Raw genomic sequence first — 21,720 nt, 5'->3', positions numbered from 1 at the left:
CTCTCACAAGAGAGCGTTATTACAAAATCAGCCTTTGCGTTTTTCCACGATTTCCTTAGCGATATTGCTAGGCACTTCGCCATAATGGTCAAACTCCATAGAGTAAGTCCCACGCCCTTGGGTAGCTGATCGTAAATCCGTAGAATAACCAAACATTTCCACCAACGGCACAAAGGCATTCACGATCTTCAAGCCTAATCTATCGTCCATAGAATTGATTTGCCCTCTTCTTCTGTTTAAATCGCCAATCACATCACCCATGTATTCTTCAGGGACTTCCACTTCCACTTTCATCATAGGCTCTAATAAAACCGGGTTAGCCGCGCGGCTCGCTTCTTTAAATGCCATAGATCCAGCGATTTTAAACGCCATTTCTGAAGAATCCACATCATGGTAGCTCCCATCATAAAGGGTAACTTTAAAATCCACCACCGGATAGCCTGCCAAAACGCCATTTTGCATCGCTTCTTGGATACCCTTATCCACCGCAGGGATATATTCTTTAGGGATCACACCGCCAGAAATTTCATTCACAAATTCATACCCACTACCAGGCTCTTTAGGTTCAAGCTTGATAAACACATGCCCGTATTGCCCACGACCACCGCTTTGCTTAGCGTATTTATGCTCTTTGCTCACGCTTGAGCGGATAGTCTCTCTAAAGGCGACTTGCGGCTGACCGATTTCAGCTTCCACCTTAAATTCTCTCTTCAATCTATCCACGATGATTTCTAGGTGCAATTCACCCATACCGCCAATGAGGGTTTGCCCGGTTTCTTCTTGAGTCATCACTCTAAAGCTTGGATCTTCTTCAGCGAGCTTGCCTAACGCTACGCCCATTTTTTCCTGGTCTGCTTTCGTTTTAGGCTCCACAGCAATGTGAATGACTGGCTCAGGAAATTCCATTCTCTCTAAAACGACGGCATTCTTTTCATCGCAAAGCGTGTCCCCAGTCAGCGTGTCTTTCAAACCCACGAATGCGCAAATCTCACCCGCATAAACTTCTTTAATGTCTTCTCTCTTATTAGAGTGCATTTTAAGCAGTCTCCCCACGCGCTCTTTTTTGTCTTTGGTGGAGTTATACACATAGCTACCGGACTCTAGCTTACCGCGATACACGCGCACAAAAGTGAGTTGGCCCACAAAAGGATCCGTCATGATTTTAAACGCCAAACCGGCAAACTCGCCATCGTCGCTGGATTTCACAAAAACTTCTTCTTCGCTCTTTGGATCAATCCCCTTAATATCCACAACCTCTGTGGGTGCTGGCAAGTAGTCAATCACCGCATCTAATAGAGTCTGCACGCCCTTATTTTTAAAAGAAGAACCACAAAGCATGGGGACAAGGCTCATGTTCAAACAACCTGTTTTAATGCCCTTTTTGATTTCTTCAACGCTTAATTCCTCACCGCTCAAATACTTTTCCATTAAGGCTTCATCTTGCTCAGCTACGGCTTCTACAAGCTTTTCTCGGTATTCTTTAGCCTTTTCTAACAAATCGCTAGGGATTTCTTCCACATCGTATTTGGCTCCCATGGTTTCATTATTCCAAACAATCGCTTTCATTTGGACTAAATCAATCACGCCAATGAAAGTGTCTTCAGCCCCAATAGGGATATTAATAGGCACAGGATTAGCTTTCAAGCGTTGCTTGATCTGGTTTTCTACATTATAGAAATTCGCCCCAATCCTATCCATTTTATTGACAAAAACAATCCTAGGCACGCCGTATTTGTTCGCTTGACGCCACACGGTCTCGCTTTGAGGCTGCACGCCCCCAACCGAGCAAAACACCGAAACTGCGCCATCTAGCACGCGCATGGATCGTTCCACTTCAATAGTGAAATCCACATGCCCTGGGGTGTCAATCAAATTGATTTGGTGATCTTTCCAAAAGCAAGTCGTTGCCGCAGAAGTGATAGTGATCCCTCTTTCTTTTTCTTGCTCCATCCAGTCCATTGTCGCCGCGCCGTCATGCACTTCGCCAATCTTATGGCTCACGCCTGTATAGAATAAAATCCTTTCAGAAGTGGTGGTTTTCCCGGCATCAATGTGAGCGGCGATACCGATATTTCTGATTCTGTTTAATGGGGTTTTTCTAGCCATTCTAACTCCAATTACCAGCGGTAGTGCGCGAACGCTTTATTCGCTTCTGCCATTTTATGCACATCTTCTTTTTTCTTAAAAGCCGCACCCTTATCGTTAGCCGCATCCATAAGCTCGTTAGCCAGTCTATCCACCATCATCCTTTCATTGCGTTTTCTGGTCGCTTCTAAAATCCAACGGATAGATAGCGACTGCTGGCGGCTAGCCCTCACTTCCACCGGCACTTGATAGGTAGCTCCGCCCACTCTTCTGCTGCGCACTTCCACTAAAGGACGCACTCTTTCTAGGGCTTTTTCAAACACTTCAATCCCTTTTTCACCGCTTTTTTCTTCAATCTTATTAAAAGCTTTGTAGATGATTTTTTCCGCTACGCTTTTCTTGCCGTCATACATCATCTTATTGATAAACTTAGTAACCACTTTGTTCCCATAAACAGGATCGCCCAAAACCTCCCTAACGGGTGCTTTTCTTCTTCTCATGTTTTTGTTTTCCTCTTATTTTTTCTTGTTGTCTGTTGCTTTCTTGTCGGTTGCTTTAGCTTTTTTAGTCCCGTATTTAGAGCGTGAAACCGTTCTTTTATTGACCCCTGCAGTGTCTAAAGCACCACGGACAATATGGTATTTCACACCGGGTAAATCCTTAACCCTACCCCCGCGCACTAACACAATGGAGTGTTCTTGCAAGTTATGCCCTTCACCAGGGATATAACTGATCACTTCAAATTTACTGGTCAAACGGACCTTAGCGACCTTTCTTAAAGCCGAGTTAGGCTTTTTAGGAGTAGTCGTATAAACCCTAGTACAAACCCCTCTTCTTTGAGGGCATTCCACTAATGCAGGTGATTTCGTTTTTTTAACCACCTTTTTCCTTTCTTTTCTAATCAACTGATTGATAGTAGGCACTATTTTTCCTTATTCTAAAAATTTAAAACTAAAAGTTCCCCCATTTTACCCTAATTTTTCTTTTAAAAATCTTAACCGATTTTTTTGTCAAAATTTAGGGCCATCTTCAAGCGTTCTTAGCACGATTTTCTTATTCTTATACATGCCTGTTCCCACAGGGATCATCCTCCCCAACACCACATTCTCTTTCAAATCTTCTAAAAAGTCTTTTTTCATAGCGATACTGGCTTCTGTTAAAACTTTAGTCGTTTCTTGGAAAGAGGCCGCTGAGATGATGCTATCGCTCCCAATAGCCGCTCTAGTGATCCCTAAAAGCACCGGTTCAGCAATCGCTGGCTCGCCTTTTAAAGCGATCACACGAGCGTTTTCTTCTTTGAAGAGTTTTTTACTGACTAAATCCCCTTCAATAAACTTGCTATCCCCGCTGTCTAAGATGCGCACTTGCCTTAGCATTTGAGAGACAATGATTTCAATGTGCTTGTCTGCAATGCTTACCCCTTGCCTGCGATACACTTGTTGGACTTCGCTCACAATGTATTTATAAAGCTCTTTTTCGCCACTGATCCTTAAAATATCATGGCTTGAAACCACTCCGTCCGTCATCGCTTCTCCCGCATGCACAAATTCATCGGCATGCACTAAAATTTGCTTGCCTTTATCCACAAAATAATCCATGGAACGGCCATCTTTAGAGGTTACGATAATGTGTTCTTTATTGCGAATGGGTTTGCCAAAACTCACTATCCCATCAACTTCAGAAAGGATCGCCACATCTTTAGGCTTGGATTTTCTCGCTTCAAAGAGTTCAGAAACCCTTGGGAGACCCCCAGTAATATCCCTAGATTTAACGGTCGCTTTAGGGATTTTCGCTAACACTTCAGCCTGCTCCACGCTAGAGCCATCGCTAATGGCGATAGAAGTTTTTGGCTCTAGGAAATAACGCGCTTCTTCGCCATTAGCCCCTTCTAAAAACAAGCTTGGTTTGTATCCACTTGGAATGTAATCATTCACCACCAAACTAGTAATACCGGTATTTTCGTCTTCTTTTTCAGCGACCGTAACCCCTGCGATAACATCCACAAAACTCACCTTACCTTTAAAGTCCGCAATGATAGGGGTGTTGTAAGGATCCCATGTGGCAATCGTTTTGAAAGTGTTAGTCGTGGGTTTAGAGATCACGCTATTAGCGCTCACTTCACTATTATCATCAATTAAGATCTCAGAACCCCTAGCGATATAATGGCGAGCGGCTTCCCTACCATTATCATCAGCTATCACCGCAAACAAGCCTTTTTCACTCACCATATCGCCCTTCTTGATCCCATGGGTGCGCTCCAAATGGTTAGCCTCTAAAACATAGTATTTGATCACGCCTTTTTCTTTGGCATACACATCTTGCGCAATAGGGTCGTTATCCTTGACTAGCAATTCACTCGCATAAGGGATGCGATTAGGCACATTCCAGCCCTCTTGGATAATATCAGCGATACTTCCCCCCTTATGCACCTTATGCCCACTAGCATAAGGCAAATACACTTTCCCCTCAATCTTACCGCCAACGCCGGCTAATTCGCTTGGCTTGACAATATCGCTTCTCCTTAAAACAAATTTAGCTTCTTGATCGCTATTTTTCACGCTCACAACGACTTCTTCATAGACCGTTTCAATGCGTAATTCCCCATCAAAAGGCACTTTAATCTTAGGCTCTACCACTAAAATAGAAGCGTTACGGCGGTTAGCGATAATGTTTTTACCCTCCTTATTCGTGTAAGTCCTAAGGTTGTAAAAACGCACAAAACCTTCTTTGCTCGCCACGATTTCGCGCTCATCCTGACTCCTGCTCGCTGTCCCGCCCACATGGAAAGTCCTTAAAGTGAGCTGCGTTCCAGGCTCCCCAATAGATTGCGCGGCTACCACGCCCACCGCTTCACCTGGATAGCTCATCTTGCCTTCGCCTAAATTCAAGCCATAGCATTTCGCACACACGCCCTTTGGCGCTTTACAAGTTACTGGGGTGCGGATCGTAATGGATTTAATCCCGGCTTCAACCACCTTTTTAGCACCCTCTTCATCAATCAAAGTGTCCGCATAAAGCAAGATTTCATTCGTAATGGGATCGATCACATCTTCTAATAAAACGCGCCCAAAAATACGCTCTTCTAAAGGTTCAATCAATTCACTCCCCACCGCAATATCCGTGATTTCAATCCCTTCATGCGTGCCGCAATCATCAGACACCACCTTGACATTTTGCGAAACATCAATGAGCTTTCTTGTCAAATACCCCGCATTGGCTGTTTTTAGCGCTGTATCCGCTAAGCCCTTTCTAGCGCCATGCGTGGAGTTAAAGTATTCTAAGACATTCAACCCCTCTTTAAAGTTAGAAATAATGGGCGTTTCAATGATGCTGCCGTCCGGCTTTGTCATAAGACCCCTCATCGCTGAAAGCTGACGGATTTGCGCCGCGCTACCCCTTGCGCCGCTATCAGCCATCATATAAATAGAGTTAAAGCCCTCTTTATCTTGCGCGATAGCGGTCATCATTTCTTTACTCATTTTGTCATTGACTTCAGTCCAAGTGTCAATGATTTTATTGTAACGCTCTTGGTCAGTGAGCAACCCTTGATCGTATTGTTGTTGGATTTTTTTAACCTCTACTTTGGCTTTTTCCACCATTTTTTGCTTGTCTTTTGGCGTGATAATATCTTCCATAGAGATAGAAATACCAGCCTTAGTCGCATACCTAAAGCCAAGCGTTTTTAAATTATCCAAAAAGGTTGCAGTAATGCCGATACCGCCGACTTTATGCACATAATCCACAAGCACGCCAATATCTTTTTTCTTCATGGGTCTGTTCCACAAATCCGTAGGGATAAAATCAGGCAAAATGGACTTGATGATCATGCGCCCCGCGCTCGTAGCGATAATATTCCCTTGATCCAAAACCCTAATCTTTGCGTGGATATCTAATTCTTTCGTGTCAATAGCGGTGATGATTTCATTCACGCTAGAAAAAAGTTTATGCTCGCCCTTGACCCCGCTCTTTTCTAAAGAAAGATAATAAAGCCCTAAAACCATATCCTGGCTAGGAATGGCTACGGCTTTACCGCTAGCGGGCAAAAGGATATTCATAGAGCTTAACATCAGCACCTTGCATTCAGCGATCGCTTCCTGGCTTAAAGGCACATGAACCGCCATTTGATCCCCGTCAAAATCGGCGTTGAACGCTGAACACACTAATGGGTGTAATTGGATCGCTTTGCCATCAATCAGCTTTGGATGGAACGCTTGAATGGATTGCTTGTGCAAGGTAGGAGCGCGGTTGAGTAGCACCGGATACCCCTCTGTGATTTCTTGCAAGCACTCCCACACTTCATTGCTTTTTTGTTCAATCATGCGTTTAGCTTGTTTGAGCGTAGTGGCATAGCCTCTCTCTTCAAGCTTGGATAACAAATGCGGTTTGAAGAGTTCTAACGCCATGTTTTTAGGCAACCCACATTCATCCATTTTAAGGTTAGGCCCAACCACAATCACGCTTCTGCCTGAAAAATCCACGCGCTTACCTAAAAGGTTTTGCCTGAAACGCCCTTGCTTGCCTTTAATGATTTCGCTGAGCGATTTTAAAGGGCGTTTGTTAGCCCCTTTAACCGCATTGGTGCTGCGGCCGTTATCAAAAAGCACATCCACGGCTTCTTGCAACATCCTTTTTTCGTTGCGCACAATGATTTCTGGCGCCCCAAGCTCCATTAGGCGTTTCAAGCGTTGGTTACGATTGATGACACGACGATACAATTCATTCACATCGCTGACCGCAAACTTCCCGCCATCTAGCGCGACTAAAGGCCTTAAATCCGGTGGCAATACCGGTAAAACCGTGAGCATCATCCATTCAGGCCTGTTACCAGAATTTAAAAAGCTTTCTACCACTTTCAAACGCTTAATGAGTTTTTTCTTTTTCGCATCGGAATTGGTGTCTTTCACTTCTTCTTTCAAACTCTGCAACAAGGTGATCAGATCAATTTCTTCTAACAAATCCTTGATCGCTTCGCCGCCCATTTGTGCTACAAAGCCTCTGTCTTCGTATCTTCGTGAGATATTTTGATACTGCTCTTCATTCAAAATATCGTATTTCATCACAAGCTTAGTGCCTTCATTGTCATAAGCAGCTTCGCCTGGTTCTTTAACGATATAAGCTTCATAATACAACACGCGCTCTAAATCTTTCATCTTAACACCTAAAAGCGTGCCGATACGGCTAGGCAAGGAATTGACATACCAGATATGCGCTACAGGAGTGGCCAATTCAATATGCCCCATTCTAAAACGCCTGACTTTGGAGTGCGTGATCGCCACGCCGCATTTTTCGCATGTGCCAATGTCTTTGAAGCGAGGTTTTTTGTATTTACCGCACAAGCACTCATAATCTTTAGTAGGGCCAAAGATTTTCATGCAAAACAAGCCGTCCCGTTCAGGTTTTAATGTGCGATAATTGATCGTTTCTGGCTTTTTAACTTCCCCATAACTCCAAGAATGGATTTTTTCAGGGCTGGCTAGAGTGAGCTGGAAAGAACTAAAGTCTTTAGGCCTGTCATCTTCTTTAATGACAATGGGTTTAGGCGCTCCATCCTCATCCACATCGTCCCCAAAAATATTAATATCCAAAGCGAGCGATTGCAATTCTTTAGTCAAAACATAGAAAGTCTCAGGGATTTCACTCTCGCCCACTTGCTCACCTTTAGCGATAGCCCTATAAGCGTTCTCTCTGCCTCTAATATCATCGGATTTAATGGTAAGCATTTCTTTGAGAGTGTGCGCTGCGCCATAAGCTTCTAACGCCCACACTTCCATTTCCCCAAACCTTTGACCTCCAAAGAGCGCTTTACCCCCAACAGGCTGGTGCGTTACTAAGCTATAAGGGCCTGTGCTTCTGGCATGGACTTTTTCATCCACTAAGTGGTGGAGTTTGATCATATACATATAGCCCACATTCACGCGCTCTCTCATCTTCTCGCCTGTGCGCCCGTCATACAGATCCATTTTGCCATCCATAGCGATCTTGGCTAATTCAAACAGCTTGTAAAATTTTTCTTGCGAGATGCCTTCAAACACAGGGATAGCCATCTTAACGCCCTTGCTCCAATCTTTAGCGTATTCCAAAAGCTCTTCATCAGAGCAATTTTCAAGGACATGGATTGTCAAGGGGTCTTTTTCATTAATAGCGTTAGCGATTTCTAGCATTTTAGCGCGCAATTCTTTGGCAAAATCTCTGGTTTTATCCTCTAGCATGCTAGCGATTTGTTTCCCAAACTCTTTCCCCACTAAGCCTAAATGCATTTCTAAAATCTGCCCGATGTTCATGCGGCTTGGCACGCCTAAAGGGTTTAAGACAATATCCACAGGCTCGCCATCAGCGGTATAAGGCATATCCGCAACCGGCACGACATTAGACACAATCCCTTTATTCCCATGCCTTCCTGCCATTTTATCGCCCACTTTAAGCTTTCGTTTTGTAGCGATATAGAGCTTGACTTTTTTGATCACGCCATTAGGCAAAATATCATCTTTTTCTAAAATAGAGAGCTTTTCTTCATGCTCTTCGCCCAAAACTTTCTTTTGCTCTAAGAAATTGTTTTTAGTGATTTCATAGTGGTTTTGCACTTCTTTAGAATACTTTTTGACTAAACTAGCCAAAGTGAAGCGGTTGATTGAAGCGATTTCTTCTTTAGGGATTCGATCGCCCTCTTTATAATCCTTGCCGTTATGGCTGAAAGGCTCTTCTAAAATCGCTTGAGAAAGGAGCGAACTAACGCGCAACAATTCTTCTCTATTGAGCATGGTCAAGCGGTCAAAATGCTCCATATCAAGCTTGGCTTTTTCTTCTTCATACGCGCTCAAAACCCGCGCATCCTTCTCATAGCCTTTTTTAGTGAAGACTTTCACGTCAATCACCGTGCCTTCCAAACTGGGGGGGCAATACAAACTCTTATTGACCACATGCCCAGCTTTATCCCCAAAAATAGCCCTTAAAAGCCGCTCTTCAGGCGTGCTTTTAATCTCGCCTTTAGGAGAAGTTTTGCCCACCAAAATCATGCCAGCGCTCACATAAGTACCGACTTTAACGATCCCGCTTTCATCAAGATGAGCGAGCGCTTCTTCTTTCACATCAGGAATATCAGCGGTAAATTCTTCCACGCCATGCTTAAGCTCCCTAGCGTCCACTTCTTTTTCATAAATGTGGGTGGAAGTGAAAACATCGTCTTTAGTGATGCGCTCACTCACCACGATGGCGTCTTCAAAGTTATAGCCATTCCAAGGCATGAACGCCACGTGCACATTTTTCCCTAACGCTAACTCGCCCCTGTCCATGCTAGGGCCATCAGCGATGATTTGCCCGGCTTCCACTTTATCGCCCACCTTAACGATAGGGACTTGATTGAAGCTGGTGTTTTGGTTGGTGCGTAAGTTTTTTTGCAAAGAATACGCATCAATATAGGCTTCTTCTTTGCCTTCGCCTAAAATATAAATATTTTTAGAATCAATTTTTTCTACAACGCCTGCGCGATTGGCTTTGATCGCTCCCCAAGAATCCCTAGCGATAATTTTTTCAATCCCTGTGCCTACAATGGGAGCGTCGCTTCTTAATAAGGGCACCGCTTGGCGCTGCATGTTAGTCCCCATTAAGGCGCGGTTGGCGTCATCATGTTCTAAGAAAGGAATGAGCGATGCGGCGACCCCTACTAGCATGCTAGAGCTTAAATCCATTAAGGTTACTTTGCTTTTTTCGTTTAAAACAATCTCGCCTTCCACGCGCGTTTCAATCAAATCGCCCAAAATATTACCCTCTTCATCAATGGGGGTGCTTGCAGGAGCGATGATGTGGCTGTCTTCTTGAATAGCGGTCAAATAAATCGTCTCGCCCACCACTTTGCCATCCACAACCTTTTTATAAGGGGCTTCAATAAATCCTAAATCATTCACCCTCGTGAAAGTGGAAAGGGTGTTGATCAGACCAATATTTTGACCTTCTGGGGTCTCAATGGGACAAATTCGGCCATAATGCGTGGGGTGCACATCCCTAGCTTCAAACCCTACCCTGTCTTTCACCAACCCCCCTTCACCGAGCGCTGAAAGGCGGCGCTTGTGCGTAACCTCACTCAAAGGGTTAGTTTGATCCATAAATTGCGAGAGCTGGCCACCCATGAAAAATTCCATGATGGTGCTTGTGATCATTTTAGAATTGACCAAGTCATGGGGCATGAGCGAATCAAAAGCCCCGCTCATGGTAGTGAGCTTGTCTTTAATAGTCTTTTGCATTTTCACTAAGCCTGAATGCAATTCATTAGCCAGTAATTCCCCTACCGCCCTGATCCTACGATTGCCCAAGTGGTCTCTGTCATCAATCTTGCCCTGATTGTTTTTGATCTTCATAAGATATTTAACGGTGGTGATAATATCTTCATGCGTTAAAGTCGTAATGTAATCAGGTACATGCAAGCCTAACTTGTGATTCATTTTCATGCGCCCTACCATGGTCAAATCATAGCGTTCAGGATCAAAGAAAAGTTTTTTGACAAATTGCTTAGCCACTTCAGTCGTAACAGGATCGCCTGGTTTCATAACCTTATGGATACGAATCGCCGCTAGAGCGTTTTCATCATCAATTTTTTCAGTTTGCTTGAGCAATTTCAAAGACTCATAATCGGCCAAAAAAGAATGGATAATGGAAGCGTCATGCCCTAAAGCTAGATCGTTGATGATCACAAATTCTTGCACGCCTAAATCGTGGATTTTTTCTAATTTGTTTTTATCTAGCTGAGTGAGCATGTCCAATAAGACTTCTTTCCCTACCATAACAGGTTCAGCCAAATGACGATTGAGTAAAATATCCATAGGGTATTCCACCCATTCCAAATGGTTTTCTTTAAGCTCTTTAATCTTTCTTGAAGTGAGCTTTTTTCCTGCTAAAAGAATAACCTTGCCTTGAGGATCTTTCAAGTCAAATTCCATTCTTTGATTGGCGTCTAATGAGGCAAATGGGATCAAATATTTATCGTTTTCATAACGCACTTTAACAAGCGGGTAGAACATTTTGATGATGTCTTGTTTTTGATAATCCATTGCCCTGAATAAAATGGTAACAGGCACTTTACGGCGTTTATTGATACGAGCATATAAAACATCTTTAGAATCGTATTCAAAATACAACCACGAACCCCTATCAGGGATGATTTGCCCTGTGTAAATGAGCTTGTTTAAAGAAGTGCTGGACTCTTCTTCTTTGAAAATCACACCGGGGCTTCTGTGGAGTTGATTGACCACCACGCGCTCCACCCCATTGATAATGAATGAAGTGCGTTCTGTCATCAAAGGGATCTCACGAATGAAAATGCTTTGTTCTTTAATGTCCTTAATGCCGTTCTTTTCGCCACTTTTGGTATCTTTTTCCCACAAGATCAAGCGCACTTTAATTTTAAGCGGGATAGAGTAGGTAATGCCTCTCTCCATCGCTTCTCTAACAGTGTATTTAGACTTGCCAAATTCGCAACCCGCGTATTCTAAAGTGATGCGGTTATGCTCATCTTGGATAGGGAAAATGGATTTAAAAACCTTTTCAATCCCGCTCTCTTTGCCATCTTTAGAATACAAGAAAGAATCATAGCTGTCTCGTTGTAATAATAATAAATTAGGGACTTCTAAATCTGTTGGGGTTTTTGTAAAATCAGCTCTCAAGCGGTTTTTTAGGGGAATTTTTTTTGACATATTTCAAGCCTTTGATCAAAAATTTTGAGTTATTTAATGCATTAATTCAAGTAAGCATTGCAAAAGGATCTTTAAACTTTAGAACCATCCATGATAAAAATACCAAAAACCCACCTGCAATACTAACCACTTTAGGCCACACGCTCACAAACAAAATCATAGAGCAAAATCATCTGCCACACTAGATCAGAGAAAGGCGCAAAGGCCTTCCTGTTTTAAGTCTTACTTGACTTCAACCTTAGCGCCCACTTCTTCAAGTTTCTTCTTGATGGTTTCAGCTTCTTCTTTATTCACGCCCTCTTTAAGCACATGAGGGGTTTTTTCGGTAGCGTCTTTAGCTTCTTTCAGGCCAAGTCCGGTAATTTCACGAACCACTTTAATCACCTTAATTTTTTCAGCACCGCTATCCGCTAAGATCACATTAAATTCGGTTTTTTCTTCACTCTCAGCCGCTGCACCGCCAGCTACAGCCGCACCCGCTACGACCGTTGGAGTCGCGCTCACGCCAAATTTTTCCTCAAACATTTTAACCAATTCAGAAAGCTCTAAAACGCTCAATGAACCAATATACTCTAACACTTCTTCTTTTGAAATTGCCATAATCCAATCCTTCAAATTTTTTTAATTAAAGCCATCATAGGCTCTTAGTTTTCTTCTTTCGCTTTACGCAAATTGTCTAAACCGGTCACAAAATAACGCACCGGAGCCGTCCAAACAGAAAGCAACATTCCCATAAGCTCTTCTTTACTTGGGAGTTTTGAAACCGCTTCCACATGAGCTACGCTAACGCTTTCTTTATCAAACAAGCCCGCTTTCAACACAAAGTGATCTTTATGCTCTTTTTGGAAATCAAACACGAGTTTAGAGAGAGCGATTTGATCACCGCCCCACAAAAACACATTGGTTTCTTTCAAATCCAAATCAGAATAGCCGGTCTCTTTCATGGCAATATGAGCAAGAGTATTCTTAATCACTTGCACTTTAATGCCTTGAATGCGAGCCTTATTCCTTAAAGCTTCCAACTTTCTCACGCTAAGACCCTTATAATCGCAAATTAAAAGGGCTTTGGCATCTACAAATTGCGATTTTAAGTTAGCGACTAGCTCTACTTTATGCTGCCTTTGATGTTGTTTTTGCATCTTTTCCTCCTTTCTAGACTAGACCTCTGCAAGATTATCTTTTTAAAAAAGAAATTTTAAGCTTTTTAGCTCTTACGATCTTCAGCCTAAGATTAAAAACTCCCCTAACGCTATTTAATATCCATCAATTCTTGTGCGTCCAAACTCACTGAAGGGGACATGGTGAGCGAAAGAGCGGCGTTTCTAATATATTTGCCTTTCGCACTATTGGGTTTTAGGCGGTTGATCGTTTTAACCAACTCAAGCATGTTTTCTTTGATTTTTTCTTCAGGAAAACTCGCTTTGCCAATAGGGGCATGAACATTGCCCTTTTTATCCACCCTGAAATTCACTTGACCGCTTTTAGCGTTAGTAACCGCTTTAGCAATATCCATCGTAACGGTTCCGGTTTTAGGGTTTGGCATCAAACCCTTAGGGCCTAAAATCCTACCCACTTTACCGACAACCGCCATCATATCAGGCGTTGCAATCACCATGTCAAAATCAATACGGCCGTTTTTGATTTCTTCAGCCAAATCGTCTCCGCCAACGACATCAGCCCCAGCGTTCTTGGCTTCATCTTGCTTGATATCTTTTGCAAAAACAGCCACTCTTACTTTTTTCCCTGTTCCATGAGGAAGCACCACCGCACCGCGCACCATTTGATCCGCATGCCTTGGATCAACCCCTAGTCTTAACGCTACTTCCACGGTTTCATCAAATTTGGCTGAAGCGAGAGATTTAACCACCTCTACGCCTTGCTCTACGCCATACGCTTTATCGTTTTGAATTTTAGAAAAAAGTTTTTCCAATCTTTTAAATACTTTTTTTGCCACGATTCTAATCCTTAAAAATTTCTTTCAATTCCAACAAAACCCAATTAATCCACAACTTCTACGCCCATGCTCCTAGCGCTGCCCATAACGATTTTTTTGGCCGCTTCCATGGTGCTTGTGTTTAAATCTTCCATTTTCAATTGTGCGATCTCTTCCACTTGCTTGTGGGTGAGCTTTGCAATCTTATTCTTAAGCGGGTTGTCAGAACCTTTTTCAACCCCAGAAGCTTTTTTGATCAAATCGGTTACCGGAGGCTTTTTAGTGATAAAGGTGAAACTCTTATCTTGATAAACCGTGATAATCACCGGGATATTAAAACTCCCCATGTCTTTAGTTCTCTCATTAAAAGCCTTACAAAATTCCATGATATTAACCCCTCTTTGACCCAACGCTGGCCCTACTGGAGGTGAAGGGTTTGCCTTACCGGCAGGGATTTGAAGTTTGATTTCTCCGACTACTTTTTTAGCCATGTTTTCTCCTTAAAAGTTATATAATTTTTTCCACTTGCGAATGCAAAATCTCTATTGGAGTGTTCCTACCAAAAATAGAAACATTGAGCTTGAGCTTGCGGTGTTCCACATCATACTCTTCCACCGTAGCGGTAAAGTTTGCAAAAGGGCCTTCCACCACACGCACCACTTCGCCTTGCTCAAAAAAGATTTTTGGCTTGGGGGCTGCTCGGTTATTCATTTTTTCTAAAATATGCCCAATATCCGCTTCACTCAATGGGGTTGGCTTTTTGTTTTCTCCAATAAAACGACTCACTCTTGGCAAAGATTGTATCTTGTGCCACAAAACCGTATCTAAATCCACCTTAATAAAAACATACCCAGGATAAAGGCTTCGTTCCGTTACTTTTGTCTTGCTTTTTTTAGAAACCTCTATAATATCTTCAGTAGGCACAATGATCTCTTGTATCCTATCTCTTATATTATGGTCGTTCGCCAGATTCTCAATCGCTTTCTTAACGGACTGCTCGCTCCCTGAATAAGTTTGTATGGCATACCAATCCATCATTATTCTCCTTATTTAAAGCTACCAACCTATAGAACACTAGAGACAAAAGCCCCCAGAGAAAAATCCAACAAAGCTAAAAACAGCGTGATAGCACTCACTACCACCAAAACAGAAACAAGCGCGTTGCGTATCTGCTCCTTAATAGGAAATATCACTTTAGAAAGCTCTTCTCTAGCTAATTTATATTGCATGAGCCATTTATCCATAGTTTCTTTTCGCCCTCACTCAAACTTAATATATTTATACATTAAAAGAATTTTCAATTCTATCCAAAATAGCTTAAACTAAAATTAAAAAATTTAAAAACAATCCAATTGAAACACAAATTTGATAGATAAATTAGTAGATGGCAGGCCAGGAGGGACTCGAACCCCCAACAACCGGTTTTGGAGACCGACGCTCTACCATTGGAGCTACTGACCTAACCTCCCCTCCTTTTCAATCACAATACAAAAGAAAGAGCTAGCTCTTCAATTTGATTTCTTTATGAAGAGTGTGCTTATTTTCCCTTGGGCAGAACTTCTTAAGCTCCAGTTTTTCAGTGTTAGTTTTAGCGTTCTTGGTTGTGCTGTAATTGATGTCTTCACAATCAGAACACTTCAACCCTATTTTAACTTTCATAATGACCCTTTATGGTAACTCTTTTTGCTAATATTATTCAATAATATTGCTCACAACACCAGCACCAACAGTCCTACCGCCTTCACGAATCGCGAATTTGGTTCCCAACTCTAACGCAACAGGGCTAATCAACTCTACAGTGATTTTAACATTATCGCCAGGCATAACCATTTCTACGCCTTCAGGAAGGGTGATAGAGCCAGTCACATCAGTCGTGCGCACATAGAATTGCGGGCGGTAGTTGGTAAAGAATGGAGTGTGTCTCCCGCCTTCTTCTTTAGAAAGGACATAAATTTCTCCCTCAAATTTCTTGTGCGGAGTGATAGAACCTGGTTTGCATAGAACCATACCGCGCTCTACTTCTTCTTTTTTAGTTCCTCTCAAAAGCACGCCCACATTATCGCCGGCTTCACCTTTTTCTAACTCTTTTCTAAACATTTCCACACCGGTTACAGTCGTTTTTTGTGTAGCTCTGATACCAACGATTTCCACTTCATCGCCTACTTTCACCACGCCTCTTTCAATCCTACCTGTAACCACAGTCCCTCTACCCGCAATAGAGAACACATCTTCAACCGGCATCAAGAAAGTTTTTTCAGTGTCTCTTTCTGGAGTAGGGATATAGGCATCCACTTCAGCCATGAGCTTAAGCACTTTTTCACCCCATTCACCCACATTGCCAGCCTTTGCTTCTTCTAAAGCTCTCAAAGCTGAACCCGCTATGATAGGAGTGTCATCGCCAGGGAATTCATACGTGCTCAACAACTCGCGTACTTCCATTTCTACAAGTTCCAACAATTCTTGGTCATCTACCATGTCTTGTTTATTTAAGAAAACAACGATGTGAGGCACGCCTACTTGACGAGACAATAAGATATGCTCTCTGGTTTGAGGCATAGGACCATCAGCTGCAGAAACAACCAAAATCGCTCCGTCCATTTGTGCCGCACCGGTGATCATGTTTTTTACATAGTCAGCGTGTCCTGGGCAATCCACATGCGCATAGTGTCTGTTTTCAGTCTCATATTCAATGTGAGAAGTAGCGATAGTGATCCCTCTTTCTTTTTCTTCAGGGGCGTTATCAATATTATCATAGTCTTTCATTTCTGCAAGACCTTTCAAAGAAAGCACCGCTGAAATCGCTGCACTCAAAGTCGTTTTGCCATGGTCTACATGCCCAATGGTTCCAATATTAACATGCGGCTTAGTTCTGTTAAACTTTTCTTTTGCCATTTGTATTTCTCCTTAATTTTATTGAAATGGATTTTGAAATTATACTAAACAAAATCCTAAGTATTCCTAAATGCTACCACAAAATTTAAGACATTTTTGTCTTATCGCCATTCAAGAGATTATAAACTGGAGCCTATAAGCGGAATTGAACCGCCGACCTCTTCCTTACCAAGGAAGTGCTCTGCCTCTGAGCTATATAGGCGTCTCAAAAACTAAAATGTTATCCTAAAAATGGAGCGGGAAACGGGACTCGAACCCGCGACCCTCAGCTTGGAAGGCTGATGCTCTAGCCAACTGAGCTATTCCCGCATCTATAAAACAAAATGGTGGTGAGACGTGGATTCGAACCACGGAAGACATAGTCAGCAGATTTACAGTCTGCCCTCGTTGGCCACTTGAGTATCTCACCAAAAACTTTACAAAATAACATTTCAACTGGAGCTGGCTAAGGGACTTGAACCCCCGACCTGCTGCTTACAAGGCAGCTGCTCTACCAACTGAGCTAAGCCAGCAACAAATTAAACAAATTAAAGACTTGGGATTATAGCAGTTTTATACTTGACTTGTCAAGAAAGGATGACAGAAAGCTAAATTATTCGTATGGCACAGAGCATGGTTAAAATTTTAGCTATAATCTAGCTCAATTTAGCTTAACACAGCTCAAAGCTCATTACATATAAAAGAATTTATGGACACTTAAATTATGGCAAGAAAAAAACATAAAATTTCTACTTTAAAATACTTTTTGCGCTCTTTAAAGCAAATCTACATGCTCATCACTTTCAAGGAAAAAATGGTTTTTTTCCTGCTTGTGTTGATGGCTGTTTTTTCTTCTTTTGTGGAAGTGATGTCCCTAACCCTCCTAATGCCTTTTATCACTCTCGCTTCCGATCCCAGTAGGGCTTTAGACGATAAAGATTGGAAAATGGTCTATGATTTTTTCCATTTTTCATCTCCCGTTCGTCTTATGTATTTCTTTAGTTTTTGCTTGGTGGGGATTTATTTGTTCAGGATGTTTTATGGGGTGTCTTTCACTTATTTGAAAGGGCGTTTTTCCAATAAGAAAGCTTATCAAATCAAGCAACAACTTTTTTTACAGCACATTAAAAGCAACTACCTCTCCCACCTTAACCACAACTTAGATTCTTTAAGAGATATTATCAACAATAAAGCAGAGAGCATGTTTATGAGCTTTAACGCATTCTTAAGCTTACTCACTGAAATAACTGTGATCGTTTTTTTCTATTCCACGCTCATATTAACTAACTGGAAAATAACGCTCGTTTTTACTATGATCCTCGCCTTACAAATTTTTCTTATTGTCAAAAAAGTCACCGTTCTCATCAAGAAAAAGGGTGAGATGGCTGCCAAATCCAAAGCGCAAACGCTTAAGGTTTTTTCAAAATTTTTCAGCAATTTCAAAATCACTAAACTCAAAGACAACCACGAAGAAGCCCACAAGCTTTTTGGAGAAAATAGCCGTAAAGCCCATGACACCGAGATTATTTATTCTACTTTGCAAGTAGTCCCCAGGTATTCAATAGAAACGGTGGGCTTTAGCTTGTTGATTTTAGCGGTCGCTTACATTCTATTCAAATACGGCGAAGCTAAAATGGTGCTCCCTACCATTTCTATGTATGCTCTAGCGCTTTATCGCATACTCCCTTCTGTGACTGGAGTGATCAACTACTACAATGAAATCGCTTACAACCAACTTGCGACCAACATTGTTTTTAAAAGCCTTACTAAAACCATCGTTGAAGAGGATTTAGTCCCTTTAGACTTTAATAAAAAAATCACTCTCCAAAACATCTCATTCGCTTATAAGTCAAAACACCCGGTTTTAAAGAATTTTAATCTCACCATTCAAAAAGGTCAAAAAGTCGCTCTCATAGGTCATAGCGGGTGCGGGAAATCCACGCTAGCGGATATTATTATGGGGCTTACCTACCCTAAAAGTGGGGAAATTTTTATTGATAACACCCTTTTAACCAACGAAAACAGGCGCTCATGGCGTAAAAAAATAGGCTATATCCCCCAAAATATTTACCTTTTTGATGGCACTGTGGGGGATAATATCGCTTTTGGGAGCACCATAGATGAAAAACGCTTGATTAAGGTGTGCAAAATGGCTCATATTTATGATTTTTTATGCGAGCATGAGGGCCTTAAAACCCAAGTGGGCGAAGGGGGTGCTAAGCTTAGCGGCGGTCAAAAACAGCGCATAGGCATTGCAAGAGCCTTATACGATAACCCTGAGATTTTGGTTTTAGATGAAGCCACTTCGGCCCTAGACAATGAAACCGAGAGTAAAATCATGGACGAAATCTATCAAATCGCTAAAAATAAAACTCTGATTGTTATCGCCCACCGCTTAAGCACGATTGAACGCTGTGAAGTCATCATTGATATGAGCCAACACAAAGACAATCTTGGCTAAAGTTGGCTTTACTCTTTTATAAAATTTTGCAAATCAAACCCTTTAAAGCTCTCTAAATACTTCCCTTGATAGCCGTTTTGACCCACTAAATTTTTCAAAACCTTGCTGTTGTAACCCAAAAACGCCACTTCATTAGCCTTAGCGCTTTCATAGTCATTGACGCTATCGCCTATCATTAGCATGTGGCTTGGGTTATAGGCATATTTTTGAATGATATTGGCGATGATCTTGGGTTTATTAGGCGGACTCCCTTCAACGCTCTTAAAATACTTAATGATCCCTAAAAACTCGCACAACACTTGCAATTCGCTATGCAAAGCCGCTGAAGCGATATGGAAAATATAGTTTTTATAATACTTATCAATAAACGCCATCACTTCGCTATTCAAATGCCCCCTATCAAAAAGCTTCTGCTCTATGATAGCACCAAATTCTAGGGCTAATTTATCCACTTTTTCTTGAGCGATAGGGGTTTTTAAAATCTCATTATAAAAATATTGGATTTTTTCATTCCTTGAAATCCCCCCACTTTGATAGTGATAAACTTCAAATTGTTTCAAATCCTCTTGATTCTTGTTGCCATGCTTTTGAAACAACGCCTTAAACCCTTCATTTTTTAAATGCATGCTGTCAAAAATCACGCCATCAAAATCCCATAGAACCACTTCAAGCGCCATGATTTCCCCTTTTTTATAGGCTTATTTTGGTTTCATTTTACCTTATTTAAGCGGTATTTAAGCGATTATTTTTATCATTATTGGAGTATCTTGGATTGGTTTTAATCAAATACCGCCCGCTAAAGCCTTATTTAAAAACTCTAACGCTCTTTAGATTTTTTAACTTAAAGCTCGTTTTTAAAGGTTGGTTTATTTTGACTCTTATTTGATAAGAATATGCAAACACTCTTTGGTGTGCGCGGCTTTATGGGCACGTTTGTTATCCGCTTTAAAACGCATGTAAGTTTTAGTAACTAAAGAGTAAGCGCCGTATTTTTTTAAGATATTTTTAATCTCTGTCTCACTCATAAGCCCTTCATTGTTATAGCTTAAAAAAATATATTTGAATCGCGCTTTTTTGATCAAGTTTTCAAAAGCGTTTAAGATTTGAGCGCGAGAGCAAAAAGAGGATTTCTGGTAACTGGGCAAGCCGGTTTTGCCTTTTGGAGCAAAGGGCGTATAAGCGGCTATCGTGTTTAACAAATGGTAATTCGCCCCGTATTGCCTTGCATTGTAAGGAGGGTCTAAATACAAAATATCCCCTGAAATCTTTCCAATCAAATCATTAGAATCCTGCTGATACACTTCATTAGCGTTTAAACTCAAATCAAAATGAGCGCCTTTTAAGATGAGTTCTTTTTGAGCGCTTTTTTTAAGGCGTTTTAAAAAAGCCCCATAAACTGAAGCGGTGTTAGCCACCTTGTCCGCGCTCTCTAATAGCGATGCGAGCAAAAAATAATACGCGCAATTATCAATGTTTTGAGAAAGTTTAAGCTCTTCAATTTTTAAACGCACCGCATCAATTTTTTGAGCGTTTGTTTCGCTAAAATACTGCCTTGAACTCCCCCCCAAAGAATAATGCGAATGGATAAAACCCTTTTTTAAAGCAACGCTATTAAGCCCATTAATAAGCTCTTCTTGATTAGGGATTTCTTGAATGTTGCCGATATAATTTTGATTCAAAACAAAGCTATAATATTCCAAATCATTAGAAATAACCTTATTAACGGCTTTTTTAAACGCGCGCCCCACAATGCCCGTCCCAGCGAACAGATCGCAAAAAATCGCACCAGAGAGATCATGGCCCGCAACCGCATGGATATTTTCCTTAATAAAGGGAATGAGCTTGTATTTAGAGCCGATGTAGTTCATTGATCTGTGTTTGTATGCTTCTTTAAATGGTATAGCTATATTAAAGTTAAATTTTATATATTGTAACATAACTTGATTATGAATAAGTCCTAACCCCCACGATTAAAATAATCTTAAAACCAACTAATCAATCTTATGTGAAACAATGATCGTTTTTTTAATACCGCACGCTCTACCAATCGCTTCATTAAAACAACGAAACAACCCCTCTATTGCCAATAAAGACTTTTTCTATCGCAACTGCTCATTAAAATACCGCCAGAAAAACAGCGACATCCCCCACTAGCTGAATGCACCAAAGCTTTTGTCGCTATTACCCTATTTTCTAGTAGGTTCTTTTATGACTACCATTCTTATATTCTTCCACTTTACCCTTTGATGTGGTTACAGCCACTACACCACCTGAAACTTGCACATTAATAGCGTTACTACCATAAGTTCTCTTATAATTACCATTCTCAAATTCCTGTATTTTGCCATTAACGACTTTAATTACAACCGCCATTATAAATCTCCTAAAATATAAATTGTGATATACCCAACATCAAACTACTAGTCTAGTCTATAGCCTAACTAACAGATAAACCTTATTTAAGTATTTAAGTATTTAAGTATTTAAGTATTTAAGTATTTAAGTATTTAAGTATTTAAGTATTTAAGTATTTAAGTATTTAAGTATTTAAGTATTTAAGTATTTTATCACAAAATCCCTAAAGAATAGCTTAACAACAAACCCGCTTAACTCTTATAAAATCAGTCTCATTAAATCAATTTATCTCAAAATAACCCGCATGGCGCAAACTCCAACCGCTTGTCTAA

At 41.3% G+C, this 21,720-nt stretch carries 17 protein-coding genes and 5 tRNA genes; 2 read left to right on the top strand and 20 right to left on the bottom strand.

The genetic code is table 11. The features are described 5' to 3' along the window. Positions 1–27: 27 nt before the first annotated feature. The 17 genes from fusA to FIM66_RS04285 all read right to left on the bottom strand — a co-directional run bounded on the left by fusA (position 28) and on the right by FIM66_RS04285 (position 17,105). On the bottom strand, positions 28–2,106 hold the full coding sequence (fusA, locus tag FIM66_RS04370; RefSeq protein WP_140600082.1) for an elongation factor G: 2,079 nt from the start codon (positions 2,104–2,106) through the stop codon (positions 28–30). Positions 2,107–2,117: 11 nt separating this feature from the next. Then, positions 2,118–2,585, bottom strand: coding sequence for a 30S ribosomal protein S7 (gene rpsG, locus FIM66_RS04365; RefSeq protein ID WP_001254364.1), 468 nt, complete (start codon positions 2,583–2,585; stop codon positions 2,118–2,120). A 15-nt stretch (positions 2,586–2,600) separates the two neighbouring features. Further along, positions 2,601–3,008 carry a 30S ribosomal protein S12 gene (gene rpsL / locus FIM66_RS04360; protein ID WP_001142321.1) on the bottom strand — a complete coding sequence of 136 codons (408 nt, stop codon included), beginning with the start codon at positions 3,006–3,008 and terminating at the stop codon, positions 2,601–2,603. An 87-nt stretch (positions 3,009–3,095) separates the two neighbouring features. Further along, positions 3,096–11,768 (bottom strand): DNA-directed RNA polymerase subunit beta/beta', encoded by an 8,673-nt coding sequence (locus tag FIM66_RS04355; protein WP_140600080.1) that lies wholly within the window; start codon positions 11,766–11,768, stop codon positions 3,096–3,098. A gap of 222 nt (positions 11,769–11,990) precedes the next feature. Further along, positions 11,991–12,368 carry a 50S ribosomal protein L7/L12 gene (rplL, locus tag FIM66_RS04345; protein ID WP_001018228.1) on the bottom strand — a complete coding sequence of 126 codons (378 nt, stop codon included), beginning with the start codon at positions 12,366–12,368 and terminating at the stop codon, positions 11,991–11,993. Positions 12,369–12,412: 44 nt separating this feature from the next. Continuing rightward, positions 12,413–12,907, bottom strand: a complete 495-nt coding sequence (gene rplJ, locus FIM66_RS04340; protein WP_140478751.1) for a 50S ribosomal protein L10 — start codon at positions 12,905–12,907, stop codon at positions 12,413–12,415. A 110-nt stretch (positions 12,908–13,017) separates the two neighbouring features. After that, positions 13,018–13,722, bottom strand: coding sequence for a 50S ribosomal protein L1 (gene rplA, locus FIM66_RS04335; RefSeq protein ID WP_108583988.1), 705 nt, complete (start codon positions 13,720–13,722; stop codon positions 13,018–13,020). Positions 13,723–13,766: 44 nt separating this feature from the next. Continuing rightward, entirely contained in the window at positions 13,767–14,192 is a 426-nt protein-coding gene (rplK, locus tag FIM66_RS04330; protein WP_001085997.1) for a 50S ribosomal protein L11, read from the bottom strand. Between the two features lie 16 nt (positions 14,193–14,208). Then, on the bottom strand, positions 14,209–14,736 hold the full coding sequence (gene nusG / locus FIM66_RS04325; protein ID WP_001846772.1) for a transcription termination/antitermination protein NusG: 528 nt from the start codon (positions 14,734–14,736) through the stop codon (positions 14,209–14,211). Between the two features lie 29 nt (positions 14,737–14,765). Then, positions 14,766–14,945 (bottom strand): preprotein translocase subunit SecE, encoded by a 180-nt coding sequence (gene secE, locus FIM66_RS04320; protein WP_000362125.1) that lies wholly within the window; start codon positions 14,943–14,945, stop codon positions 14,766–14,768. A gap of 141 nt (positions 14,946–15,086) precedes the next feature. Then, positions 15,087–15,162: transfer RNA gene (locus FIM66_RS04315), tRNA-Trp, on the bottom strand. Positions 15,163–15,201: 39 nt separating this feature from the next. Next, entirely contained in the window at positions 15,202–15,360 is a 159-nt protein-coding gene (gene rpmG / locus FIM66_RS04310; RefSeq protein WP_000865159.1) for a 50S ribosomal protein L33, read from the bottom strand. 33 nt (positions 15,361–15,393) lie between these two features. After that, positions 15,394–16,593, bottom strand: coding sequence for an elongation factor Tu (tuf, locus tag FIM66_RS04305; RefSeq protein ID WP_001040584.1), 1,200 nt, complete (start codon positions 16,591–16,593; stop codon positions 15,394–15,396). 127 nt (positions 16,594–16,720) lie between these two features. Then, positions 16,721–16,795, bottom strand: a tRNA-Thr gene (locus FIM66_RS04300). A 30-nt stretch (positions 16,796–16,825) separates the two neighbouring features. Beyond that, a tRNA-Gly gene (locus tag FIM66_RS04295) sits at positions 16,826–16,902 on the bottom strand. 15 nt (positions 16,903–16,917) lie between these two features. Next, positions 16,918–17,002, bottom strand: a tRNA-Tyr gene (locus FIM66_RS04290). A gap of 27 nt (positions 17,003–17,029) precedes the next feature. After that, a tRNA-Thr gene (locus tag FIM66_RS04285) sits at positions 17,030–17,105 on the bottom strand. A 191-nt stretch (positions 17,106–17,296) separates the two neighbouring features. Between FIM66_RS04285 and FIM66_RS04280 the strand changes: the two genes are divergently transcribed. Then, the gene (locus FIM66_RS04280; RefSeq protein ID WP_140478753.1) at positions 17,297–19,033 is read left to right on the top strand and encodes an ABC transporter ATP-binding protein/permease; all 1,737 of its coding nucleotides are present in this window, start codon (positions 17,297–17,299) and stop codon (positions 19,031–19,033) included. 8 nt (positions 19,034–19,041) lie between these two features. On the opposite strand, the gene FIM66_RS04275 is transcribed toward FIM66_RS04280, so the two are convergent. Next, positions 19,042–19,710: an HAD family hydrolase gene (locus FIM66_RS04275; RefSeq protein ID WP_140478755.1), complete on the bottom strand. Its 669-nt coding sequence runs from the start codon at positions 19,708–19,710 to the stop codon at positions 19,042–19,044. 201 nt (positions 19,711–19,911) lie between these two features. Next, entirely contained in the window at positions 19,912–20,901 is a 990-nt protein-coding gene (locus tag FIM66_RS04270; protein ID WP_140463520.1) for a DNA adenine methylase, read from the bottom strand. Between the two features lie 145 nt (positions 20,902–21,046). Here FIM66_RS04270 and FIM66_RS08025 point away from each other — a divergent pair, with 145 nt between their 5' ends. Next, positions 21,047–21,187 (top strand): hypothetical protein, encoded by a 141-nt coding sequence (locus tag FIM66_RS08025; RefSeq protein ID WP_162972850.1) that lies wholly within the window; start codon positions 21,047–21,049, stop codon positions 21,185–21,187. A 39-nt stretch (positions 21,188–21,226) separates the two neighbouring features. On the opposite strand, the gene FIM66_RS04265 is transcribed toward FIM66_RS08025, so the two are convergent. Then, positions 21,227–21,406 (bottom strand): IceA2 protein, encoded by a 180-nt coding sequence (locus FIM66_RS04265; protein ID WP_121294477.1) that lies wholly within the window; start codon positions 21,404–21,406, stop codon positions 21,227–21,229. Positions 21,407–21,720 lie beyond the last annotated feature (314 nt).

This window comes from Helicobacter pylori (assembly GCF_006439795.1).
Lineage (GTDB): Bacteria > Campylobacterota > Campylobacteria > Campylobacterales > Helicobacteraceae > Helicobacter > Helicobacter pylori_CR.
The sequence above is the reverse complement of the archived record's forward strand: the minus strand, read 5'-3'. Positions and strand labels throughout refer to the sequence as shown.

What these genes read in the sequence shown, in the direction of transcription:
- fusA (WP_140600082.1), bottom strand. Translation starts at nt 2,106, where the DNA reads ATGGCTAGAAAAACCCCATTAAACAGAATCAGAAATATCGGTATCGCC.
- rpsG (WP_001254364.1), bottom strand. Translation starts at nt 2,585, where the DNA reads ATGAGAAGAAGAAAAGCACCCGTTAGGGAGGTTTTGGGCGATCCTGTT.
- FIM66_RS04355 (WP_140600080.1), bottom strand. Translation starts at nt 11,768, where the DNA reads ATGTCAAAAAAAATTCCCCTAAAAAACCGCTTGAGAGCTGATTTTACA.
- rplL (WP_001018228.1), bottom strand. Translation starts at nt 12,368, where the DNA reads ATGGCAATTTCAAAAGAAGAAGTGTTAGAGTATATTGGTTCATTGAGC.
- rplJ (WP_140478751.1), bottom strand. Translation starts at nt 12,907, where the DNA reads ATGCAAAAACAACATCAAAGGCAGCATAAAGTAGAGCTAGTCGCTAAC.
- rplK (WP_001085997.1), bottom strand. Translation starts at nt 14,192, where the DNA reads ATGGCTAAAAAAGTAGTCGGAGAAATCAAACTTCAAATCCCTGCCGGT.
- nusG (WP_001846772.1), bottom strand. Translation starts at nt 14,736, where the DNA reads ATGGATTGGTATGCCATACAAACTTATTCAGGGAGCGAGCAGTCCGTT.
- secE (WP_000362125.1), bottom strand. Translation starts at nt 14,945, where the DNA reads ATGGATAAATGGCTCATGCAATATAAATTAGCTAGAGAAGAGCTTTCT.
- rpmG (WP_000865159.1), bottom strand. Translation starts at nt 15,360, where the DNA reads ATGAAAGTTAAAATAGGGTTGAAGTGTTCTGATTGTGAAGACATCAAT.
- tuf (WP_001040584.1), bottom strand. Translation starts at nt 16,593, where the DNA reads ATGGCAAAAGAAAAGTTTAACAGAACTAAGCCGCATGTTAATATTGGA.
- FIM66_RS04280 (WP_140478753.1), top strand. Translation starts at nt 17,297, where the DNA reads ATGGCAAGAAAAAAACATAAAATTTCTACTTTAAAATACTTTTTGCGC.
- FIM66_RS04275 (WP_140478755.1), bottom strand. Translation starts at nt 19,710, where the DNA reads ATGGCGCTTGAAGTGGTTCTATGGGATTTTGATGGCGTGATTTTTGAC.
- FIM66_RS04270 (WP_140463520.1), bottom strand. Translation starts at nt 20,901, where the DNA reads ATGAACTACATCGGCTCTAAATACAAGCTCATTCCCTTTATTAAGGAA.
- FIM66_RS08025 (WP_162972850.1), top strand. Translation starts at nt 21,047, where the DNA reads ATGATCGTTTTTTTAATACCGCACGCTCTACCAATCGCTTCATTAAAA.
- FIM66_RS04265 (WP_121294477.1), bottom strand. Translation starts at nt 21,406, where the DNA reads ATGGCGGTTGTAATTAAAGTCGTTAATGGCAAAATACAGGAATTTGAG.